At 62.3% G+C, this 13,014-nt stretch carries 23 protein-coding genes; 18 read left to right on the forward strand and 5 right to left on the reverse strand.

Translation table 11 applies throughout. The features are described 5' to 3' along the window. Window positions 1-3 precede the first annotated feature (3 nt). The 5 genes from QWL29_RS02750 to QWL29_RS02770 all read right to left on the reverse strand — a co-directional run bounded on the left by QWL29_RS02750 (window position 4) and on the right by QWL29_RS02770 (window position 2,566). Window positions 4-387, reverse strand: a complete 384-nt coding sequence (locus tag QWL29_RS02750; protein ID WP_305821349.1) for a hypothetical protein — start codon at window positions 385-387, stop codon at window positions 4-6. Between the two features lie 125 nt (window positions 388-512). Further along, complete coding sequence (locus tag QWL29_RS02755; RefSeq protein WP_305821350.1) at window positions 513-872, reverse strand: hypothetical protein; 360 nt, start codon at window positions 870-872, stop codon at window positions 513-515. A gap of 296 nt (window positions 873-1,168) precedes the next feature. Then, on the reverse strand, window positions 1,169-1,519 hold the full coding sequence (locus QWL29_RS02760) for a hypothetical protein (protein WP_305821351.1): 351 nt from the start codon (window positions 1,517-1,519) through the stop codon (window positions 1,169-1,171). Window positions 1,520-1,562: 43 nt separating this feature from the next. Beyond that, window positions 1,563-1,853, reverse strand: coding sequence for a hypothetical protein (locus QWL29_RS02765; RefSeq protein WP_305821352.1), 291 nt, complete (start codon window positions 1,851-1,853; stop codon window positions 1,563-1,565). Beyond that, window positions 1,853-2,566 (reverse strand): LexA family transcriptional regulator, encoded by a 714-nt coding sequence (locus tag QWL29_RS02770; RefSeq protein WP_305821353.1) that lies wholly within the window; start codon window positions 2,564-2,566, stop codon window positions 1,853-1,855. Before QWL29_RS02770 ends, QWL29_RS02765 begins: the two co-directional genes overlap by 1 nt. A 534-nt stretch (window positions 2,567-3,100) precedes the next feature. Here QWL29_RS02770 and QWL29_RS02775 point away from each other — a divergent pair. From QWL29_RS02775 to QWL29_RS02860, 18 genes are all read left to right on the forward strand, one after another. After that, window positions 3,101-3,553, forward strand: a complete 453-nt coding sequence (locus tag QWL29_RS02775) for a phage regulatory CII family protein (RefSeq protein ID WP_305821354.1) — start codon at window positions 3,101-3,103, stop codon at window positions 3,551-3,553. A gap of 50 nt (window positions 3,554-3,603) precedes the next feature. Beyond that, window positions 3,604-3,828, forward strand: coding sequence for a hypothetical protein (locus QWL29_RS02780; protein WP_305821355.1), 225 nt, complete (start codon window positions 3,604-3,606; stop codon window positions 3,826-3,828). A gap of 229 nt (window positions 3,829-4,057) precedes the next feature. Next, complete coding sequence (locus tag QWL29_RS02785; protein WP_305821356.1) at window positions 4,058-4,546, forward strand: hypothetical protein; 489 nt, start codon at window positions 4,058-4,060, stop codon at window positions 4,544-4,546. Further along, window positions 4,543-5,274, forward strand: a complete 732-nt coding sequence (locus QWL29_RS02790; RefSeq protein WP_305821357.1) for a hypothetical protein — start codon at window positions 4,543-4,545, stop codon at window positions 5,272-5,274. Before QWL29_RS02785 ends, QWL29_RS02790 begins: the two co-directional genes overlap by 4 nt. Beyond that, window positions 5,271-5,744 (forward strand): ArsR family transcriptional regulator, encoded by a 474-nt coding sequence (locus QWL29_RS02795; RefSeq protein WP_305821358.1) that lies wholly within the window; start codon window positions 5,271-5,273, stop codon window positions 5,742-5,744. Before QWL29_RS02790 ends, QWL29_RS02795 begins: the two co-directional genes overlap by 4 nt. A 109-nt stretch (window positions 5,745-5,853) precedes the next feature. After that, on the forward strand, window positions 5,854-6,285 hold the full coding sequence (locus QWL29_RS02800; RefSeq protein WP_305821359.1) for a hypothetical protein: 432 nt from the start codon (window positions 5,854-5,856) through the stop codon (window positions 6,283-6,285). Beyond that, entirely contained in the window at window positions 6,282-6,494 is a 213-nt protein-coding gene (locus tag QWL29_RS02805) for a hypothetical protein (RefSeq protein WP_305821360.1), read from the forward strand. The genes QWL29_RS02800 and QWL29_RS02805 overlap by 4 nt, the downstream gene beginning before the upstream one ends. Beyond that, a complete protein-coding gene (locus tag QWL29_RS02810; protein ID WP_305821361.1) occupies window positions 6,491-7,261 on the forward strand; it encodes a hypothetical protein in 771 nt (256 codons plus the stop codon). Before QWL29_RS02805 ends, QWL29_RS02810 begins: the two co-directional genes overlap by 4 nt. Window positions 7,262-7,550: 289 nt before the next feature. Continuing rightward, window positions 7,551-8,078 carry a Ref family recombination enhancement nuclease gene (locus tag QWL29_RS02815; protein WP_305821362.1) on the forward strand — a complete coding sequence of 176 codons (528 nt, stop codon included), beginning with the start codon at window positions 7,551-7,553 and terminating at the stop codon, window positions 8,076-8,078. After that, the gene (locus QWL29_RS02820) at window positions 8,075-8,398 is read left to right on the forward strand and encodes a hypothetical protein (protein WP_305821363.1); all 324 of its coding nucleotides are present in this window, start codon (window positions 8,075-8,077) and stop codon (window positions 8,396-8,398) included. The genes QWL29_RS02815 and QWL29_RS02820 overlap by 4 nt, the downstream gene beginning before the upstream one ends. Further along, window positions 8,395-8,892, forward strand: coding sequence for a hypothetical protein (locus QWL29_RS02825; protein WP_305821365.1), 498 nt, complete (start codon window positions 8,395-8,397; stop codon window positions 8,890-8,892). The genes QWL29_RS02820 and QWL29_RS02825 overlap by 4 nt, the downstream gene beginning before the upstream one ends. Window positions 8,893-8,929: 37 nt before the next feature. Further along, window positions 8,930-9,715 (forward strand): phage antirepressor KilAC domain-containing protein, encoded by a 786-nt coding sequence (locus QWL29_RS02830; RefSeq protein WP_305821366.1) that lies wholly within the window; start codon window positions 8,930-8,932, stop codon window positions 9,713-9,715. After that, complete coding sequence (locus QWL29_RS02835) at window positions 9,708-10,388, forward strand: phage replication protein O (RefSeq protein WP_305821367.1); 681 nt, start codon at window positions 9,708-9,710, stop codon at window positions 10,386-10,388. The genes QWL29_RS02830 and QWL29_RS02835 overlap by 8 nt, the downstream gene beginning before the upstream one ends. Beyond that, complete coding sequence (locus tag QWL29_RS02840; RefSeq protein WP_305821368.1) at window positions 10,385-10,687, forward strand: hypothetical protein; 303 nt, start codon at window positions 10,385-10,387, stop codon at window positions 10,685-10,687. Before QWL29_RS02835 ends, QWL29_RS02840 begins: the two co-directional genes overlap by 4 nt. Window position 10,688: 1 nt before the next feature. Next, window positions 10,689-11,021: a hypothetical protein gene (locus tag QWL29_RS02845; RefSeq protein ID WP_305821369.1), complete on the forward strand. Its 333-nt coding sequence runs from the start codon at window positions 10,689-10,691 to the stop codon at window positions 11,019-11,021. After that, window positions 11,018-11,359, forward strand: a complete 342-nt coding sequence (locus QWL29_RS02850; RefSeq protein WP_305821370.1) for a DUF1064 domain-containing protein — start codon at window positions 11,018-11,020, stop codon at window positions 11,357-11,359. Before QWL29_RS02845 ends, QWL29_RS02850 begins: the two co-directional genes overlap by 4 nt. An 8-nt stretch (window positions 11,360-11,367) precedes the next feature. Beyond that, window positions 11,368-11,979: a hypothetical protein gene (locus tag QWL29_RS02855; RefSeq protein ID WP_305821371.1), complete on the forward strand. Its 612-nt coding sequence runs from the start codon at window positions 11,368-11,370 to the stop codon at window positions 11,977-11,979. Between the two features lie 107 nt (window positions 11,980-12,086). Beyond that, entirely contained in the window at window positions 12,087-12,776 is a 690-nt protein-coding gene (locus QWL29_RS02860) for a DnaJ-like cysteine-rich domain-containing protein (RefSeq protein WP_305821372.1), read from the forward strand. Window positions 12,777-13,014 lie beyond the last annotated feature (238 nt).

The raw sequence follows: 13,014 nt of genomic DNA on the forward strand, positions 1-13,014 counted from the left end.
ACGCTACGTCTTCGATGCGATCGCAAGGAAGACTAGGATCAGGATGATGAAGAACCAGGTAGCGGCACGGTCGGCGCTCCCGCCGCGCGGGTACTCTCGTATCGCGCGCTTTTCGCTTTGCTCAATGGCCTCCGCGAGCAGCTTGTCAGTCGAGGCCGACATCTCCTCCGCATAAAGCTCGGTGAAGCGTCGGCGCTCATCATCGGCGAACCCGGCAACGTGCGCTTCGAGCTGAGCCTGCTGCTTGCTCTTGGTCTGGCTGAGGTCGGCGCCGCTGTCTCGCGCCTGGCGGAGGAGGGTGGCGTGCTGGGCTGCTAGTGCTTTGACAGAATGGCGGGTGAACTCGCCGGCGCCAACTGATGCTTTACCGCGGTCTGCAGTATCCATCTTGGGCTCCCATGCTCGGTCGTATTGTTGCGGCGTCTAGCGCGCCGGGGCTGTACGCTGAGTATATTCCGCTAGCAATGCCAAAAATCTAACCAATTGTTGCAGGCCTAGTGACTGCGCCGGCGTCACAGGATCGTTTTTGCGTTCACTGTCAGTTGCTTGATTTCTCCGGTTTCCAGGTCGCCAATGCAGCTCGCGGACATCTTCTCCGGGGCGCCGTAGCCATTCTTGAAGTGGAACGAGCCTCGCTGCCATGCGAAGTAGAACTCGCCCTTCGTGCCGTAGTTCGCGACGTAGGGCGGTGTCTCAGCATCCCCATACTCAGCCAGTCCCACAATTCGCTGCTGGCACTGGAAGAGAGCAGCGGAGATTTTCCGCGCATGTAGCGTTTCTTCAGACGGAACGACCACACGGTAAGCAATAAGCGCGATCAGGATAGCGATCGAGCCCAGCGCTGCCCAGGTCAGAATGTCGCGTGTCGACATCCCACCCTTAACCGCATGTGGCGCCGCCGGTGTAACCGTGGCATGGCGAGCGTGCGTCGACGATGGGGAGGGTGCCCAGGCACTGGTTCGCGGCCTGCCATCGGCGCCGCCGGCCGTTTCAGCGTCGGCATTGCGCGGCAGCGGAGCTCGACAGCGCGGACAGCTCGTCGCACCTTTGACGGAAACATACGCGCTACAGCCTGGACATTGGGTTGCGGCCATTACAGATCTCGATTAGTTCAGCATCCAGGCGTGCCGTTTCGCTTACGCGCGTAATTTGTCAAACTAGTCAGCATTCACGGCGTCGTCGGGTTCATCGGTTGCAGCGGGCGTTGTTTGCACAAATTAACCAACTTCTCTTGCACGCCCTTTGTTCGTAAAGCTCGCAGCATGCGATCAACTTCGCCTTGGCATTGCTGGAAATTCTCGTTAGTGTTCGGATATTGTTGGGGCCCTTGCCTAACGCTCAAGTTCGCCAAGCCATTCTCGAAGTTTTCCATGCTGATCTTGTTCGCTCTGCAGGCTTCAGCGATCAGCTCTTCCTTAGACATATCCTTCATCTCTTGATAGTCGAGGGTCACACATGGGCCTGCGCTGGCTTGCGCGGCAGCGCACATAGCGAGGACGAAAAGAATTTTTCGGAGCATGTTTTCTATCCTAATTATCGGCAATCAACGCGTGCCGTAGCGCCTAAAACGGCAGTTCTTCTTCCACCAGTTCGGGGAGTGGCCCCCACTCAACCGGCTCCATACTGTTCCAGTCGACCAGGTCAGCCAGACAGCCCGATACCGGAAACTCAGCGAATGCCTCAGCATCAAGGAGCGCGAAATCCTCAAACGCGACGAGCATGATGGGCAACACGCCGAACCGAGGCTGCAGCGCGCGCACCTCGCGCGTGGCCGTGGGCTCCGCCAGCTTTTCGAATGAAACCCTGACCACTGCCACGCGCACGCAGCAGAGATCGACAACCGTACACAGCATTAGTAGTGCTCGCGCTCGCTCCGCACGACACGGCCGAGGATGATGCACTCCGCGCCCTTGCACAGCTTCCGAGAATAATTCTGCTGGTTCGGATTGTCCGATACCAGCCACCAGCTGCCGGCGTCACGCACCAGGCGCTTGATCACGTCCTCACCCTCGTAGTTCACCACGAAGACAGCGCCGTCAACTGGCGTGGCGTCGTCCTGATTGATGATGACGGTATCGCCCTGGTAGAAAGTCGGCTCCATGCTCTGCCCGCGGACGCGGATCGCGATCAGGCGATCGGGCCGCAGCTGGCGCCTGCGCAGCCAGTCAGCAGGAACAGGGGCGGTCGCTCCGTCGTAGGCCTCAGGCTCTACGCCGAAGCCGCTCACGCCGGCGGACACCAACAACCGAACCTTCGGGATGTGCACAAACGCGGGATCGCTTTCGTGCAGCCCGCGGACCGGTTTAATTTCCTCGATGCGATCAGGCGAGGGTGCCGGCGCTGGAGTGGCGCCTTTTCCGTGCAACAGCCAGGCCGAGTCAACGCCCAGTACCTCGCAGGCCTTGGCAAGCCTGACGCCCGAGATTTCCTTGATCCCGCCATCCGCGACGCTCTTCTCCCAGTCAGTAGCGGTTGGCGCTGAAATGCGTACTGCCTTGGCGAAGTCGCTCTTGCTGAGCCCTTTTGCCTCACGTGCTTGCTTAAGTCTTAATTTCCATTCTTCCATTAGGCAATCCTAATAGTTTTTGATTGAGGCAAGCCTAAAAATGCTTGCGTTCTTAGTTAGGTATGCCTAAAATGGATACATGACTACCGAGAAAACGCCTGACGAAATCATTGACGCCTTAGGCGGGACGTCCGAAGTAGCGCGACTTTGCGAGGTTCAGCCGCCTTCCGTATCGGAATGGAGGAGGTTAGGCATACCGAAGGCGCGCCTCGCATTTTTGCGCCTGGCACGCCCTGCAGTGTTCGCGGCCCTTGGAATGGGTGAGCCGTCCCCGGCGCGACGTTCTACCGACATTGATCCCGATCCCGGCCGTGCCGGCCGCACGCCGCCTTCGCGCGACCGCCTGATGACTGCGCCATCGGACCAAGCGCCGGCACCGGTAGTAGAGCCTGAGCCGTAAGCCAGCTCGGCATCTTGCGGCAGTCGGTCAGCAAGGTAAGCAGTCATTTCAGGGCCCTCAGGGTTCAAGTTTTCGACAGATGCAGTATTGCATCAAAGAATTGCAAAAACATCATTCTTAAATAGGGCAACAGCATGAACGCCAAAGACGCATTCCACCAAACCGTCCACAACGCTCCAGGCGGCTGCGTTGCCCTGGCTGCTCGCATGGACATGTCGCCGACGATCCTGCGCAACAAGGCGAACCCGAACAACAACGTCAACGTGATCACCATCGACGACATCGAGCGCGTGATGTCGCTGACGGGCGACTACTCGGTGTTGTTCGCCCTGGCCGAATCGGCCGGGTTCGTGATGACCAAGCTCGAAGAGCAGCCGGCTTCGGATATGGGCGTGCTGGAAAACGTCACGAATATCTGGCAGCGCCTGGGCGATGTGGCCAATGAGGTGCACAAGACCCTCGAAGACGGCCGCGTCGAGCCGCATGAGGTGGCTGCCGTGCGCCGTTCGGTCTTTAAGGCGTTCCGCCCGATGCTCCAGCTGATCGAGCGCCTGGACAGCATGTCGGAGAAGCCGGTTTCGAAGTGAGCAGCACCCAGGCGGCGGGGGCGCCGTCACCAACATAACCAGAACAGGGAATGAACGAGATGGACGAAAAGAAAAACGCAGCAAAGCTGCTCGACGCGCTGCGCGAGCGGTTCCAGATCAAGAACGATGCGGCACTGGCGCGCGAGCTGGACCTGACACCGGGAACGATCTGCAAGTTGCGCAGCGGCGCGCTGGCGGTTGGTGCGGTCGTGATCTTGCGGATCCATGAGTACCTGGGCCTTACGGTCGCAGAAATCCGCGCACTGGCGGCGTAGCCCGCTCCCCACCGATACCACGATAACCCGGCACCAGTCCCAAGAACTGAGCCACGTCAGCGAAAGGAAGTAGATGGATCAGCCCGAAGATGAGCAAGCGCCGGCGCCGATCGAGCCCGGCCACGTAATGAGCCACGAGGCATACCAGCGTCTAGTGGAAGCGCAGCAGAAATGACAAAGCCCGGCTGCAACCGGGCTTCTTGAAACAAGTACAACTACGGAGAACCGCATGTTAGCACAACAAATTACGCCGCCGGCGCAAACCGGTGAGGAGCAGTCTTCGCGCGGCGCCGTGCCAGCCATCTTCGCAGCGCGCGACACGCACTGGAAGCTTCTGGCGATCAACCTGCTGAGCGCCGCTCGCGTCCTGTGCAACGGCTACCTGAAGGAAGAGCGCGACGACGTCAGCGTCTGCATCGACGCCGACCACCACAGCGCTGTGCGCGACCTGTTCGCCCAGGTCAAGCGCGCCGAAGACTTGGGCTTCAGCGTCGTCGGCGCCGCCCAGCTGGCTGCCTCCGGCATGTCGGCGGTCGACCTGTGGTCCGTCCTGATTGAACCGTTCACCGCAACTTCGCTCGAGGACCTGATCCACCAGAACGACTGGTTGCGCCCGGGCGACGTCGTCTACAAGGCCGACACCATCTACCGCCACGCTCTGACTGAGGCCGATTTCAAAGCAGCTGCGGCGCCGGCCGAGATCGGCGGTGAGGCATGAGCGCTCTCACCCAAGAGAAATTCCTGCGCGAGGTCACTGGCCACGGCATGACGATTGTCCGCGACGACGGCGTGCACCGCCACGTTCGCTTCAAGCGTCCGGACACGAGCTGCGCGCATTTCGACCTGGTCACCTGGCCGGGCTACCTCGCCTATAGCGGCGACATGGGAACCTTCGTGTTCTCCCGCCTGCGCGACATGTTCGAATTCTTCCGTCGCTCGCATAAAGAAAACCTGTTCGCGATCGACCACCACTACTGGGCGGAGAAGGTCGAGGCCGGTGACCAGCGCAGCCGCGGCGACGGCGTGCGCGAGTTCAGCAGGGAGAAGTTCAACGCCGGCGTGCGCAAGTGGGTCGATGAGTTCGCCAAGGCCGAGCAGGAAGAGGCGGCAGAGCTCGGCGAAACCGAACTGTGCACGACCGCTATGAACGACCTGCGCGCCGCGGTGGAGAGCGAGGTCATCGGCGCCGACGACAACGACGTCCGGAGCTATGACGCCGCCAACGATTTCCGGTTCGGTGCGAGCGATAGCGAGGCATGGAGTGCGCTGTTCGGCACCGAGAAGACGTTCGAGTTCGTCGACTTCTGGGAGTGCGATCACCAGGTATTCACCCACCGCTTCCAGTGGTGCTGCTTTGCTCTGGTCTGGGGCATCAAGCAGTACGACGACGCGAAAGCGGCAGCTGCAGCTGTGGCGCCGGCCGCCGCCGAAGAGGTGCCAGCATGACCCGCGCCCACCACGTAACCCATGGCCAGACCATCCAGCGCATGGAGCGCCTGCGCACCCTGGTCGGCGAGCTGCTCACCCGCGACCTGCCGGCCGACGAGCTGGCCTGGGTGCTGAAGCTCAGCCCATCCGGCGCGCGCAAGTACGTTGCCGACCTGACCGGCGCCGGCGTCATCGCCCTGGCTAGCCCTGTTGGTGGTGCTGTGCCGGCGTCGAGCCGCGTCTACACCCTGGCCGTCACGCCGGAGCAGGCCCAAGTCTACCTGGCCAGCCTCGCCACCACCGCCTCGGTGCGCGCTGCGCGCGAGTCGAAGTCGGCGCTCAGCATCGCCGCGCGTGAAGCCGGTCGCCGCTTCCACATCATGCAGGACGACGCGCCGTTCTCGATCCGCGTCAACCGCGCGCCGGTCATGCGCGACCCGCTCGTGGCCGCATTCTTCGGCGCCGGCCGTCATGAGGTGCGCGCGTGAACACCTTCCACAAGAACGCACCACGCTGCGCCGCCTGCGGCCGCCTCCAGGGTGAGCCTCACGCTGGTGGCTGCGCGTTTGCACGATTCACTATTCGGAGGGCTCAGTAATGGGCAATCGTAGCCAAAACCCACGTGTCCCCAGCAGAGACACCTTCCCGTACACCGCGGGCTTCTACATGTACCGGCACGGCGCCCAGGCCGAGGCAGCACTGTTCAAGGCGATGGGTGACAGCGTTCGGCCACATGGCCGCGGCGAACTGATCCAGCGCTGCCTGAGCAGCGGCTGGTTCGCGCTCGGCAACAACGACACGATCACCTGCAGCGAGTTCGCCCGCGCGCACTACGACAGGCTCGAAGGCGTCACGAAGGCCCAGTACGTCGGCCAGATCGCCGTGTCGCGCGAGGCGACCGCGTACAAGCAGCCGCCCCTGAGCCGCAAGTACCTCACCAACTCGCGCGGCATCCGCCAGGACATCCCGACTTGGTCGCAGCGCCCGGCCGGCTTCGGCTTCAAGAACATCGAAGGAGGTGAGACGTGATCGAGCTGAGCCAAACCATCAATGCCCATTTCATCCACGGTGAGCGCGGCCTGCTTTACCGAGTGCTGATCGCCTTTGCGCCCCGCGTTGGTGACGAGCTGCGATTCCCGGGCGAGAAGTATTTCAGTGTTGTACGGCTGGTCTGGGTTTATGACGAGCCAGAAGCGAAATTCGCACGCCTGAACGTCGAGATCAAGGAGGTCGCATGAAAGAGCGCCCAATCCTCTTCAGCGCGCCGATGGTGCGCGCGCTGCTCGACGGTAGCAAGATGCAGACGCGGCGCGTGGTGAAACTGCCGCACGCGAATCCGCTTGGGCAGTGGGAACCAACGACCTGGGGCGGCGCGAATGGCGGGCGCACTGAAGCCGGGGCGACCGTCCCTGAACAAGGGGCAATCTGGCACACGCGAACTGGCGACACCCTCACTTGCCCCTACGGCCAGCCCGGCGACCGCCTGTGGGTGCGCGAGACCTGGGGCGTCATCAGCAACGCGTGGGATGACGATGGCAACCTGATCGACTGGATTCCTGATCGGCCGGCGACGGCGATCACGGAGATGCCGTTCGGCCAAGGCTACTACTCCGGCCATGTGATCTATGCGGCAGACGGCGGCTACGAGTGGGCCGGCGACGATGACGGCGGCGGCGAACCTCGCTCGGCGTGGAAGCCGTCTATCCACATGCCACGCGCGGCCAGCCGCATCCTGCTCGAGGTGGTGTCGGTGCGCGTCGAGCGGCTGCAGGACTGCAGCAAGAAGGACGCGATCGCCGAAGGCATCCACCGATACGAGCACTTCTGGCGAGACGCTGAGTACCCGCTGGAAGACGTCGCCTATGAGCCGATGAAGGGTTGGCCGACGCGCTACTCATGCCCGGTCCAGGCGTACCAGGCGCTGTGGGAGAGCATCAACGGCGCCGGCAGTTGGGACGCCAACCCCTGGGTGTGGGTGGTCGAGTTCAAGCGGGTGGCGCCATGATTGCTCGCTTACTCCGCCCGAGAATCGATCCAAAACGCAGCACGCTCCACGGCGTCTTGCTCGGCATCGCTCGCGGTCTCGCATGTCATGCCCCGCTCCTCGCCTTCCTGGTAGACCAGGGAAAGGGGTTGCGTGCCTGGTCCCGGATCGCTTTCGTGGACCGTAAAGGACGATCGGTACATGTTGGCCGAGGCTGGCCATATCCGTACGAGGATCGAGTATTTGCCGTAGTGGTGGGTCGTCGCGTCAATCATTCCAACGGTTCCGGTTGTCAAAAGGGAATCGTAGCATGATGCGCCGCTCACCTCTCAACCCAGGCAAGCCGCTGCAGCGCAAGACAGCGATGGCTCGCGGCACCGGCTTCAAGACGCCCACCGCCGGCGCCGGCCTGCTGCGCGTCGCTGCCACCCAGGCCAAGGCCCGCGCCCGCGCGCCGAAGCTGCTGAAGCTGGCCAAGCGGATGAAGTCGCGCGGTATGAAAGGCCGCCCGCCGACCGCCGACGAAAAGCGGTTCATGGACCAGATGGGCACGCTGCCGTGCATCGCCTGCCTGAAGGACGGCTGGACGAACCACACGATCAGCCTGCACCACATCGACGGCCGCACGAAGCCGGGCGCGCACTTCCTGGTCTTGCCTTTGTGCGCGGAACACCACCAGCAGGACGACACGGACCTGCGCCAGCGCATCAGCCTGCACGGCCGGAAGGCGACGTTCCAAGCGCGCTACGGCACCGAGCGCGAGCTGCTGGCCGAGTGCCTGGCCATGCTCACCAGCGACCTTAGCCGTGACCACAACAAATATTTGGAGACAGTATGAAGCGCACTATCACCGTTTATACCGACGTTCAGGTCGAAGTGGACCTGCGCAAATTCCCAACCGACGTTCTGATGGACGAGGTCAAAGAGCGAGGCGAGCTCAAGCTGCATCAGACGCTGATGGAGATCGAAGCGGAGAATGCGCGCGAGATTGAAGAGGCCGGCCATAGCAAGAACGACTATGTGCGCATTCCTCCGATCGGTGGCAAGGACCAGCACCCGCTTCACGGCATTTACTACGCACTCAAGTTTGGGAAAAAAGACCACGCGCTGGATCTGATGCGTGACTACCTGGGCGACCAGTTCGGGGTCGTACTGTGAGCGCGGCACGGAAACGGCGCGATAAGAAGTACAAGCCGAAGTACGTCGCCCGCAATGTCCTGACCACCATCTTCGGCGGCATGAGTGGCGACCACGTCGAGCACCTGCGCCTGATCCAGATCCGCAGTCACAAGGCCCTGGCCGACATGGCGCAGGGGGCCGGTACCCGGGAGGGCTGGGACCTGCTGGTCGGCGCGATCAACATGGCCAACGTCATGTGCGAGCAGGGCATCGGCAACGAGTTCCGCCAGGCCACGATCGCCGCGCGCGATGCGCTGCTCGAGGTGGGCAAGCGCATCGTCAAGTTGGATCGCGTGATCATGCGTGGCGACGAGCTCAATGCGATCCGCGAGGGCCTGGAATGCCACGACGCTCAGCTGGAAAACGTCCGTGCGATCGACGTGGAGCGTGCATTCCGCGAGGTCGACCGGCGCGTGCGCCACCACATCAACTCGACCAGCGTCATGGGTGAGCTGGCGAAGGAAGCCGCCTGACGCGGCTCCGATATTGGAAAGGAACGATATGGGAAGCATGTTTAGTTTAACAGGCACTTTAACCGGCGCGGCGCCGGCACCATTCCTGTTTGGCGGCGTCCAGATTCGGATCGTGATCGATGACGACGGCGCACCCTGGTTCGTGGCGCAGGACGTGTGCACGGTGCTGGGTCTGGGTACCGAGCAGACCCGCCGCCTCGATGATGACGAAAAGGGGCTGCGCTCAGTCCAGACCCCGGGCGGCGAGCAACAGATGGTCGCAGTCAACGAGATGGGCCTGTACGCCCTGGTCCTCGGCAGCCGCAAACCCGAGGCGAAGGTGTTCAAGAGGTGGGTGACGAGGGAGGTGCTGCCGACGATCCGCCAAACCGGCTCGTACTCAATCACGCCGGCGGCGCCGCTCCCAGCCCTGCCGCAGACGTTCGCCGACGCGCTGCGCCTGGCCGCCGACCAGCAGGACATCATCACCGCCCAGGCCGCGCAGCTGGAAGCGGCGGCGCCGGCGGTGGAGTTTGTCGGGCGTTACGTCGAGTCGACTGGCCTGATGACCTTCCGCCAGGTAGCGAAGCTGCTGCAGGTGAAAGAGCCCGAGTTCCGGCGATTTCTCCATGAGGCGAAGATCATGTACCCGCTGAACGGCGAGTGGACCGCACACGCCCAGCACATCGAGGCCGGCCGCTTCGAAATGCGCGCCGGCACCGCGCAGAGCAACGGGCACGCCTTCAATACGGCGAAGTTCACCGCCAAGGGCGTCGAGTGGGTTGCTGGCGAGTTGGCGAAATGGCAGCTGAAACAGCGCAGTGGGGAGGCGGATCATGGTTGACCGTGCATCCCTGCGCCAGATGGCCGAGACCATGCCGGCGGTGCTGGTAGACGCGGCTACCCTGATCGAACTGCTGGACGCCGCCGACCGCGCGCCGAAGGCTAAGGCGCCGCGCACGCCGCGCCAGGCCAACGACGATGACGAGAAGTGCGCGCGCTGGCTGTACGGCGCCATCCTCAACACCGCGCCCAAGTTCAAGGAACCGAACTTCAAGGCCTGGGCCAACGAGGTGCGCCTGATGCGCGAGCGCGACGGTCGCACGCGCCGTGAAATGTGCGAGCTGCTGCAGTGGGCGCATTCCATCCCCTTCTGGCGCGGGAACATCCTCAGCCCGGCAAAGCTGCGCGAGCACTGGGACCGGCTGACGATCCAGCGCGATGCGGCAGCAGCACCGAAGCCAGCCGCGGCTGCGCCATGGTGGACGAGCGAGGTGGCGAAGCTGGCCAAGGCGAACGAGGTGGGCGTCGGCCCCGCGCGTATCGGTGAATCGACGGCGGCCTGGGAGGCCCGCATCCGCGAAGCGATCGACAACGGCGGCAAGCCCCCAACGCCGCCGGCGCGCATCCGGCCCACGGTCGAAGCGGCGAACGCTTCGGAGCAGCGCGGCATGAAGCCGGCCGGCCTCAACCTCAAGGCCCTGGTTGGCCCGGCGCCCACGCCGAGGGCTGCATGACGCGTTCGGCCACGGGCCGGTCCGGCAGCGAGCGACGAGACGACGATATCTGCGCCATGTGCGAGAGCCTGACCACAAAGGGCCATCCCGAGCACATGGCGCGCGGAGAAGGACGGTGCACCGGATACGACGGCAGTTTCACGCCGTTGGCGAATCCGTTCGTCGCCTGGAATAACCCGGCATGCGTGCTGTTCACGCGCGCCGCCGGCGAAGAGGCCCGCGCGGCGCGGCGCCGGTGGATCGGAAAGCAAGAAGCCAAACACGAAACAAACGATGTCCAAACCAAAACGAAGGGATGAGATGAGCGAGCAGATCATGACGCCACCGGCGCAACTTCAGCAGGAATATACAGGCGGATCGGTGTCTTATTACCGAGTCGAGATCAAAGACCCGACGAGCAGCGACCTGCCGCCGTATATTGCAGAGTGCAACGACATTATTGAGGCGCTGGGCATGAACTACGCCGAAGGCAATGCGTTCAAGGCCCTCTGGCGCCGTGCCGCCGCGCAGAACCTGGGGCTGTCGAAAAAGGGCTATAAGGACGGAGTCTACGATGCAGAGAAGGTAGAGTTCTTCGGCGCCCGGCTGGTAGCGCAGTCGAAGCGCCGAGTGCGAACGAAGGATATTGAATGACCGCGAAGAAGGCACTCCAAGCGCTGGGACGCCTCAAGACGGGCGCCATGAACAAGACCGAGCAGGCCTATGCGGCCACGCTCGACGCCCGACGCCAGGCTGGCGAGGTAGCCTGGTTCAAGTTCGAAGGGATGAAGTTTCGCCTAGCTGACAACACCTTTTTTACAGTGGACTTCGCTGTTATGATGAGTGACGGAAAAATGGAAATGCATGAGGTAAAGGGATTCATGCTTGATGATGCGAACGTAAAGATCAAAGTAGCAGCGTCGCTGTATCCATTTGTGTTCAAGGTCATTCGAAAAGGAAAGGGCGGAGCGTGGAGCGTGACCGAGATATAGAGCGTTTTATGCGCAAAGTGAGCAAGTCCGAAAGCGGCTGCTGGGAGTGGACGGCTGGCAAGAAAGGCGGCGGTTACGGGGTCTTCTTCCTTGATGGCAAACTCCGTGGGGCTCATCGAGCGGCGCTCCTATTATTCAAGGGGTTGCATATCGAGACGCCTCTTGATGCGATGCATTCCTGCGACAATCCGGGGTGCGTCAATCCGGCTCATATCTCTTATGGGTCGCGATCCGAAAATATGATTGATGCCTCTATAAAGGGCAGGGTGGTGCGGGTCCAGGATTGGCGCGGCGAACTGAACCCAAAAGCCAAGTTATCAGGAGCGCAGGCCCGTGAAATTGTCGACCAAGTTCTTTCTAACGCTACAAGAGCAGATGTCGCACGGCGGTATGGGGTAACGCCCGAGCGAGTCTCGCAAATACTGATCGCCGCCGGGCACTCGTGCGAGCACTCTGCGACGGATGTCGCGGCTGCCGTGCGAAGGGCAAAAACTCACTGCAAGCGAGGCCATTCTCTGGCTGGCGACAACCTGCGAATTAATACTGGTGGTGGTCGCGTCTGCAGAGAATGCGTGCGAATCTATAACGCTGCCCGCGAGCGCGTGAGAAAGGCTCAGTAAAGGAGCGTCGTATTCCGGATACAGGTTGTCATTTGGAAAAGTTCGGGCGAGGCATTAATTTCCACACTGAATGGTAAGCTGGCTCATCCTTATAGGGGCACAGCACCATGGCATTCGCGGACAAATACATTGGCGCTCTCGCAGCGTCGAACCTGCTGGACGATGGCCGGCACCACCAAGCAGGGCCACTGAAGGCGGCGGCGCTCGCCGATCGGTCGACGCGCAACCTCGGCGCGCTGCTGCACCGGGTAAAGTACGGCGGCACCGTCATTCAGAAGCTGGCAAAGGCGGTAGCCGAGCGTGCGCGCGTCGAGAAGACGCTGGCCGACGCCGTGCGGAAGAAGGACGAGCAAAAGCAGGCCGACTGCCGGCAGGCGCTGGAAGCCAACGACGCCGCATGCGCGACTGCTGGGAGCGAAGCGGCTGCGTTCCGCGCGCTGCTGGTTGACTGGTGCGAGATTGTAGCGAAGAAGGGCCGCGACCGGAACTGGATCAAGCCGGCCGATTGGCCGAAGATTGGACACTTGGCGCCTGCAATGTACCGCCGCGTCGCCGAGCATTCGCTCGCGCACTACCTGGACGATGTCTGCAAGACCTGCAGCGGCACCGGCTCGATGGAAGGGAGGGCGACACTCCGGGCTTGCTCGGCATGCAGTGGCTCGCGCCGCGCCGCCGTGACATCCATCGCAGGGCTCAGCGATTACGAGGTCCGCCTGGTCGGACAGATGGTCGATGAACTCCACGCGCTGGAGATGAGCCATGCTGGCCTGGCCGGCGCGCTGTTGCGGAGGGATTAGGGTCGCGCATGAGTACACGAAACTGTGTATACATCCAGCAATTTCGTGTACCATACAGTCTTCCATTCTCCGTGGAGTCGTACTCGGTCATAGGCCTCCGCCGCCACGGACTCACGCATTGCAAGCCTCCTGATGCTTTCGCACGCGTGTACAGATTGGCCAGTCAATATGACCCCGTCCTCTGCTTCTAAGCACGGCGGGGTACTCGTTTATAGCTCACCACGCAGATAGCATGGGA

Source organism: Massilia brevitalea (assembly GCF_030711405.1).
Classification (GTDB): Bacteria; Pseudomonadota; Gammaproteobacteria; order Burkholderiales; family Burkholderiaceae_D; genus Telluria; species Telluria brevitalea.

Bases quoted from the DNA above. Each gene is read 5' to 3' on its own strand.
- QWL29_RS02765 (WP_305821352.1), bottom strand. From the start codon at position 1,853: ATGCTGTGTACGGTTGTCGATCTCTGCTGCGTGCGCGTGGCAGTGGTC.
- QWL29_RS02845 (WP_305821369.1), top strand. From the start codon at position 10,689: ATGAGCGAGCAGATCATGACGCCACCGGCGCAACTTCAGCAGGAATAT.
- QWL29_RS02780 (WP_305821355.1), top strand. From the start codon at position 3,604: ATGAACGAGATGGACGAAAAGAAAAACGCAGCAAAGCTGCTCGACGCG.
- QWL29_RS02835 (WP_305821367.1), top strand. From the start codon at position 9,708: ATGGTTGACCGTGCATCCCTGCGCCAGATGGCCGAGACCATGCCGGCG.
- QWL29_RS02755 (WP_305821350.1), bottom strand. From the start codon at position 872: ATGTCGACACGCGACATTCTGACCTGGGCAGCGCTGGGCTCGATCGCT.
- QWL29_RS02775 (WP_305821354.1), top strand. From the start codon at position 3,101: ATGAACGCCAAAGACGCATTCCACCAAACCGTCCACAACGCTCCAGGC.
- QWL29_RS02840 (WP_305821368.1), top strand. From the start codon at position 10,385: ATGACGCGTTCGGCCACGGGCCGGTCCGGCAGCGAGCGACGAGACGAC.
- QWL29_RS02800 (WP_305821359.1), top strand. From the start codon at position 5,854: ATGGGCAATCGTAGCCAAAACCCACGTGTCCCCAGCAGAGACACCTTC.
- QWL29_RS02830 (WP_305821366.1), top strand. From the start codon at position 8,930: ATGTTTAGTTTAACAGGCACTTTAACCGGCGCGGCGCCGGCACCATTC.
- QWL29_RS02855 (WP_305821371.1), top strand. From the start codon at position 11,368: ATGCGCAAAGTGAGCAAGTCCGAAAGCGGCTGCTGGGAGTGGACGGCT.
- QWL29_RS02790 (WP_305821357.1), top strand. From the start codon at position 4,543: ATGAGCGCTCTCACCCAAGAGAAATTCCTGCGCGAGGTCACTGGCCAC.
- QWL29_RS02760 (WP_305821351.1), bottom strand. From the start codon at position 1,519: ATGCTCCGAAAAATTCTTTTCGTCCTCGCTATGTGCGCTGCCGCGCAA.
- QWL29_RS02860 (WP_305821372.1), top strand. From the start codon at position 12,087: ATGGCATTCGCGGACAAATACATTGGCGCTCTCGCAGCGTCGAACCTG.
- QWL29_RS02820 (WP_305821363.1), top strand. From the start codon at position 8,075: ATGAAGCGCACTATCACCGTTTATACCGACGTTCAGGTCGAAGTGGAC.
- QWL29_RS02770 (WP_305821353.1), bottom strand. From the start codon at position 2,566: ATGGAAGAATGGAAATTAAGACTTAAGCAAGCACGTGAGGCAAAAGGG.
- QWL29_RS02815 (WP_305821362.1), top strand. From the start codon at position 7,551: ATGATGCGCCGCTCACCTCTCAACCCAGGCAAGCCGCTGCAGCGCAAG.
- QWL29_RS02810 (WP_305821361.1), top strand. From the start codon at position 6,491: ATGAAAGAGCGCCCAATCCTCTTCAGCGCGCCGATGGTGCGCGCGCTG.
- QWL29_RS02750 (WP_305821349.1), bottom strand. From the start codon at position 387: ATGGATACTGCAGACCGCGGTAAAGCATCAGTTGGCGCCGGCGAGTTC.
- QWL29_RS02785 (WP_305821356.1), top strand. From the start codon at position 4,058: ATGTTAGCACAACAAATTACGCCGCCGGCGCAAACCGGTGAGGAGCAG.
- QWL29_RS02795 (WP_305821358.1), top strand. From the start codon at position 5,271: ATGACCCGCGCCCACCACGTAACCCATGGCCAGACCATCCAGCGCATG.
- QWL29_RS02850 (WP_305821370.1), top strand. From the start codon at position 11,018: ATGACCGCGAAGAAGGCACTCCAAGCGCTGGGACGCCTCAAGACGGGC.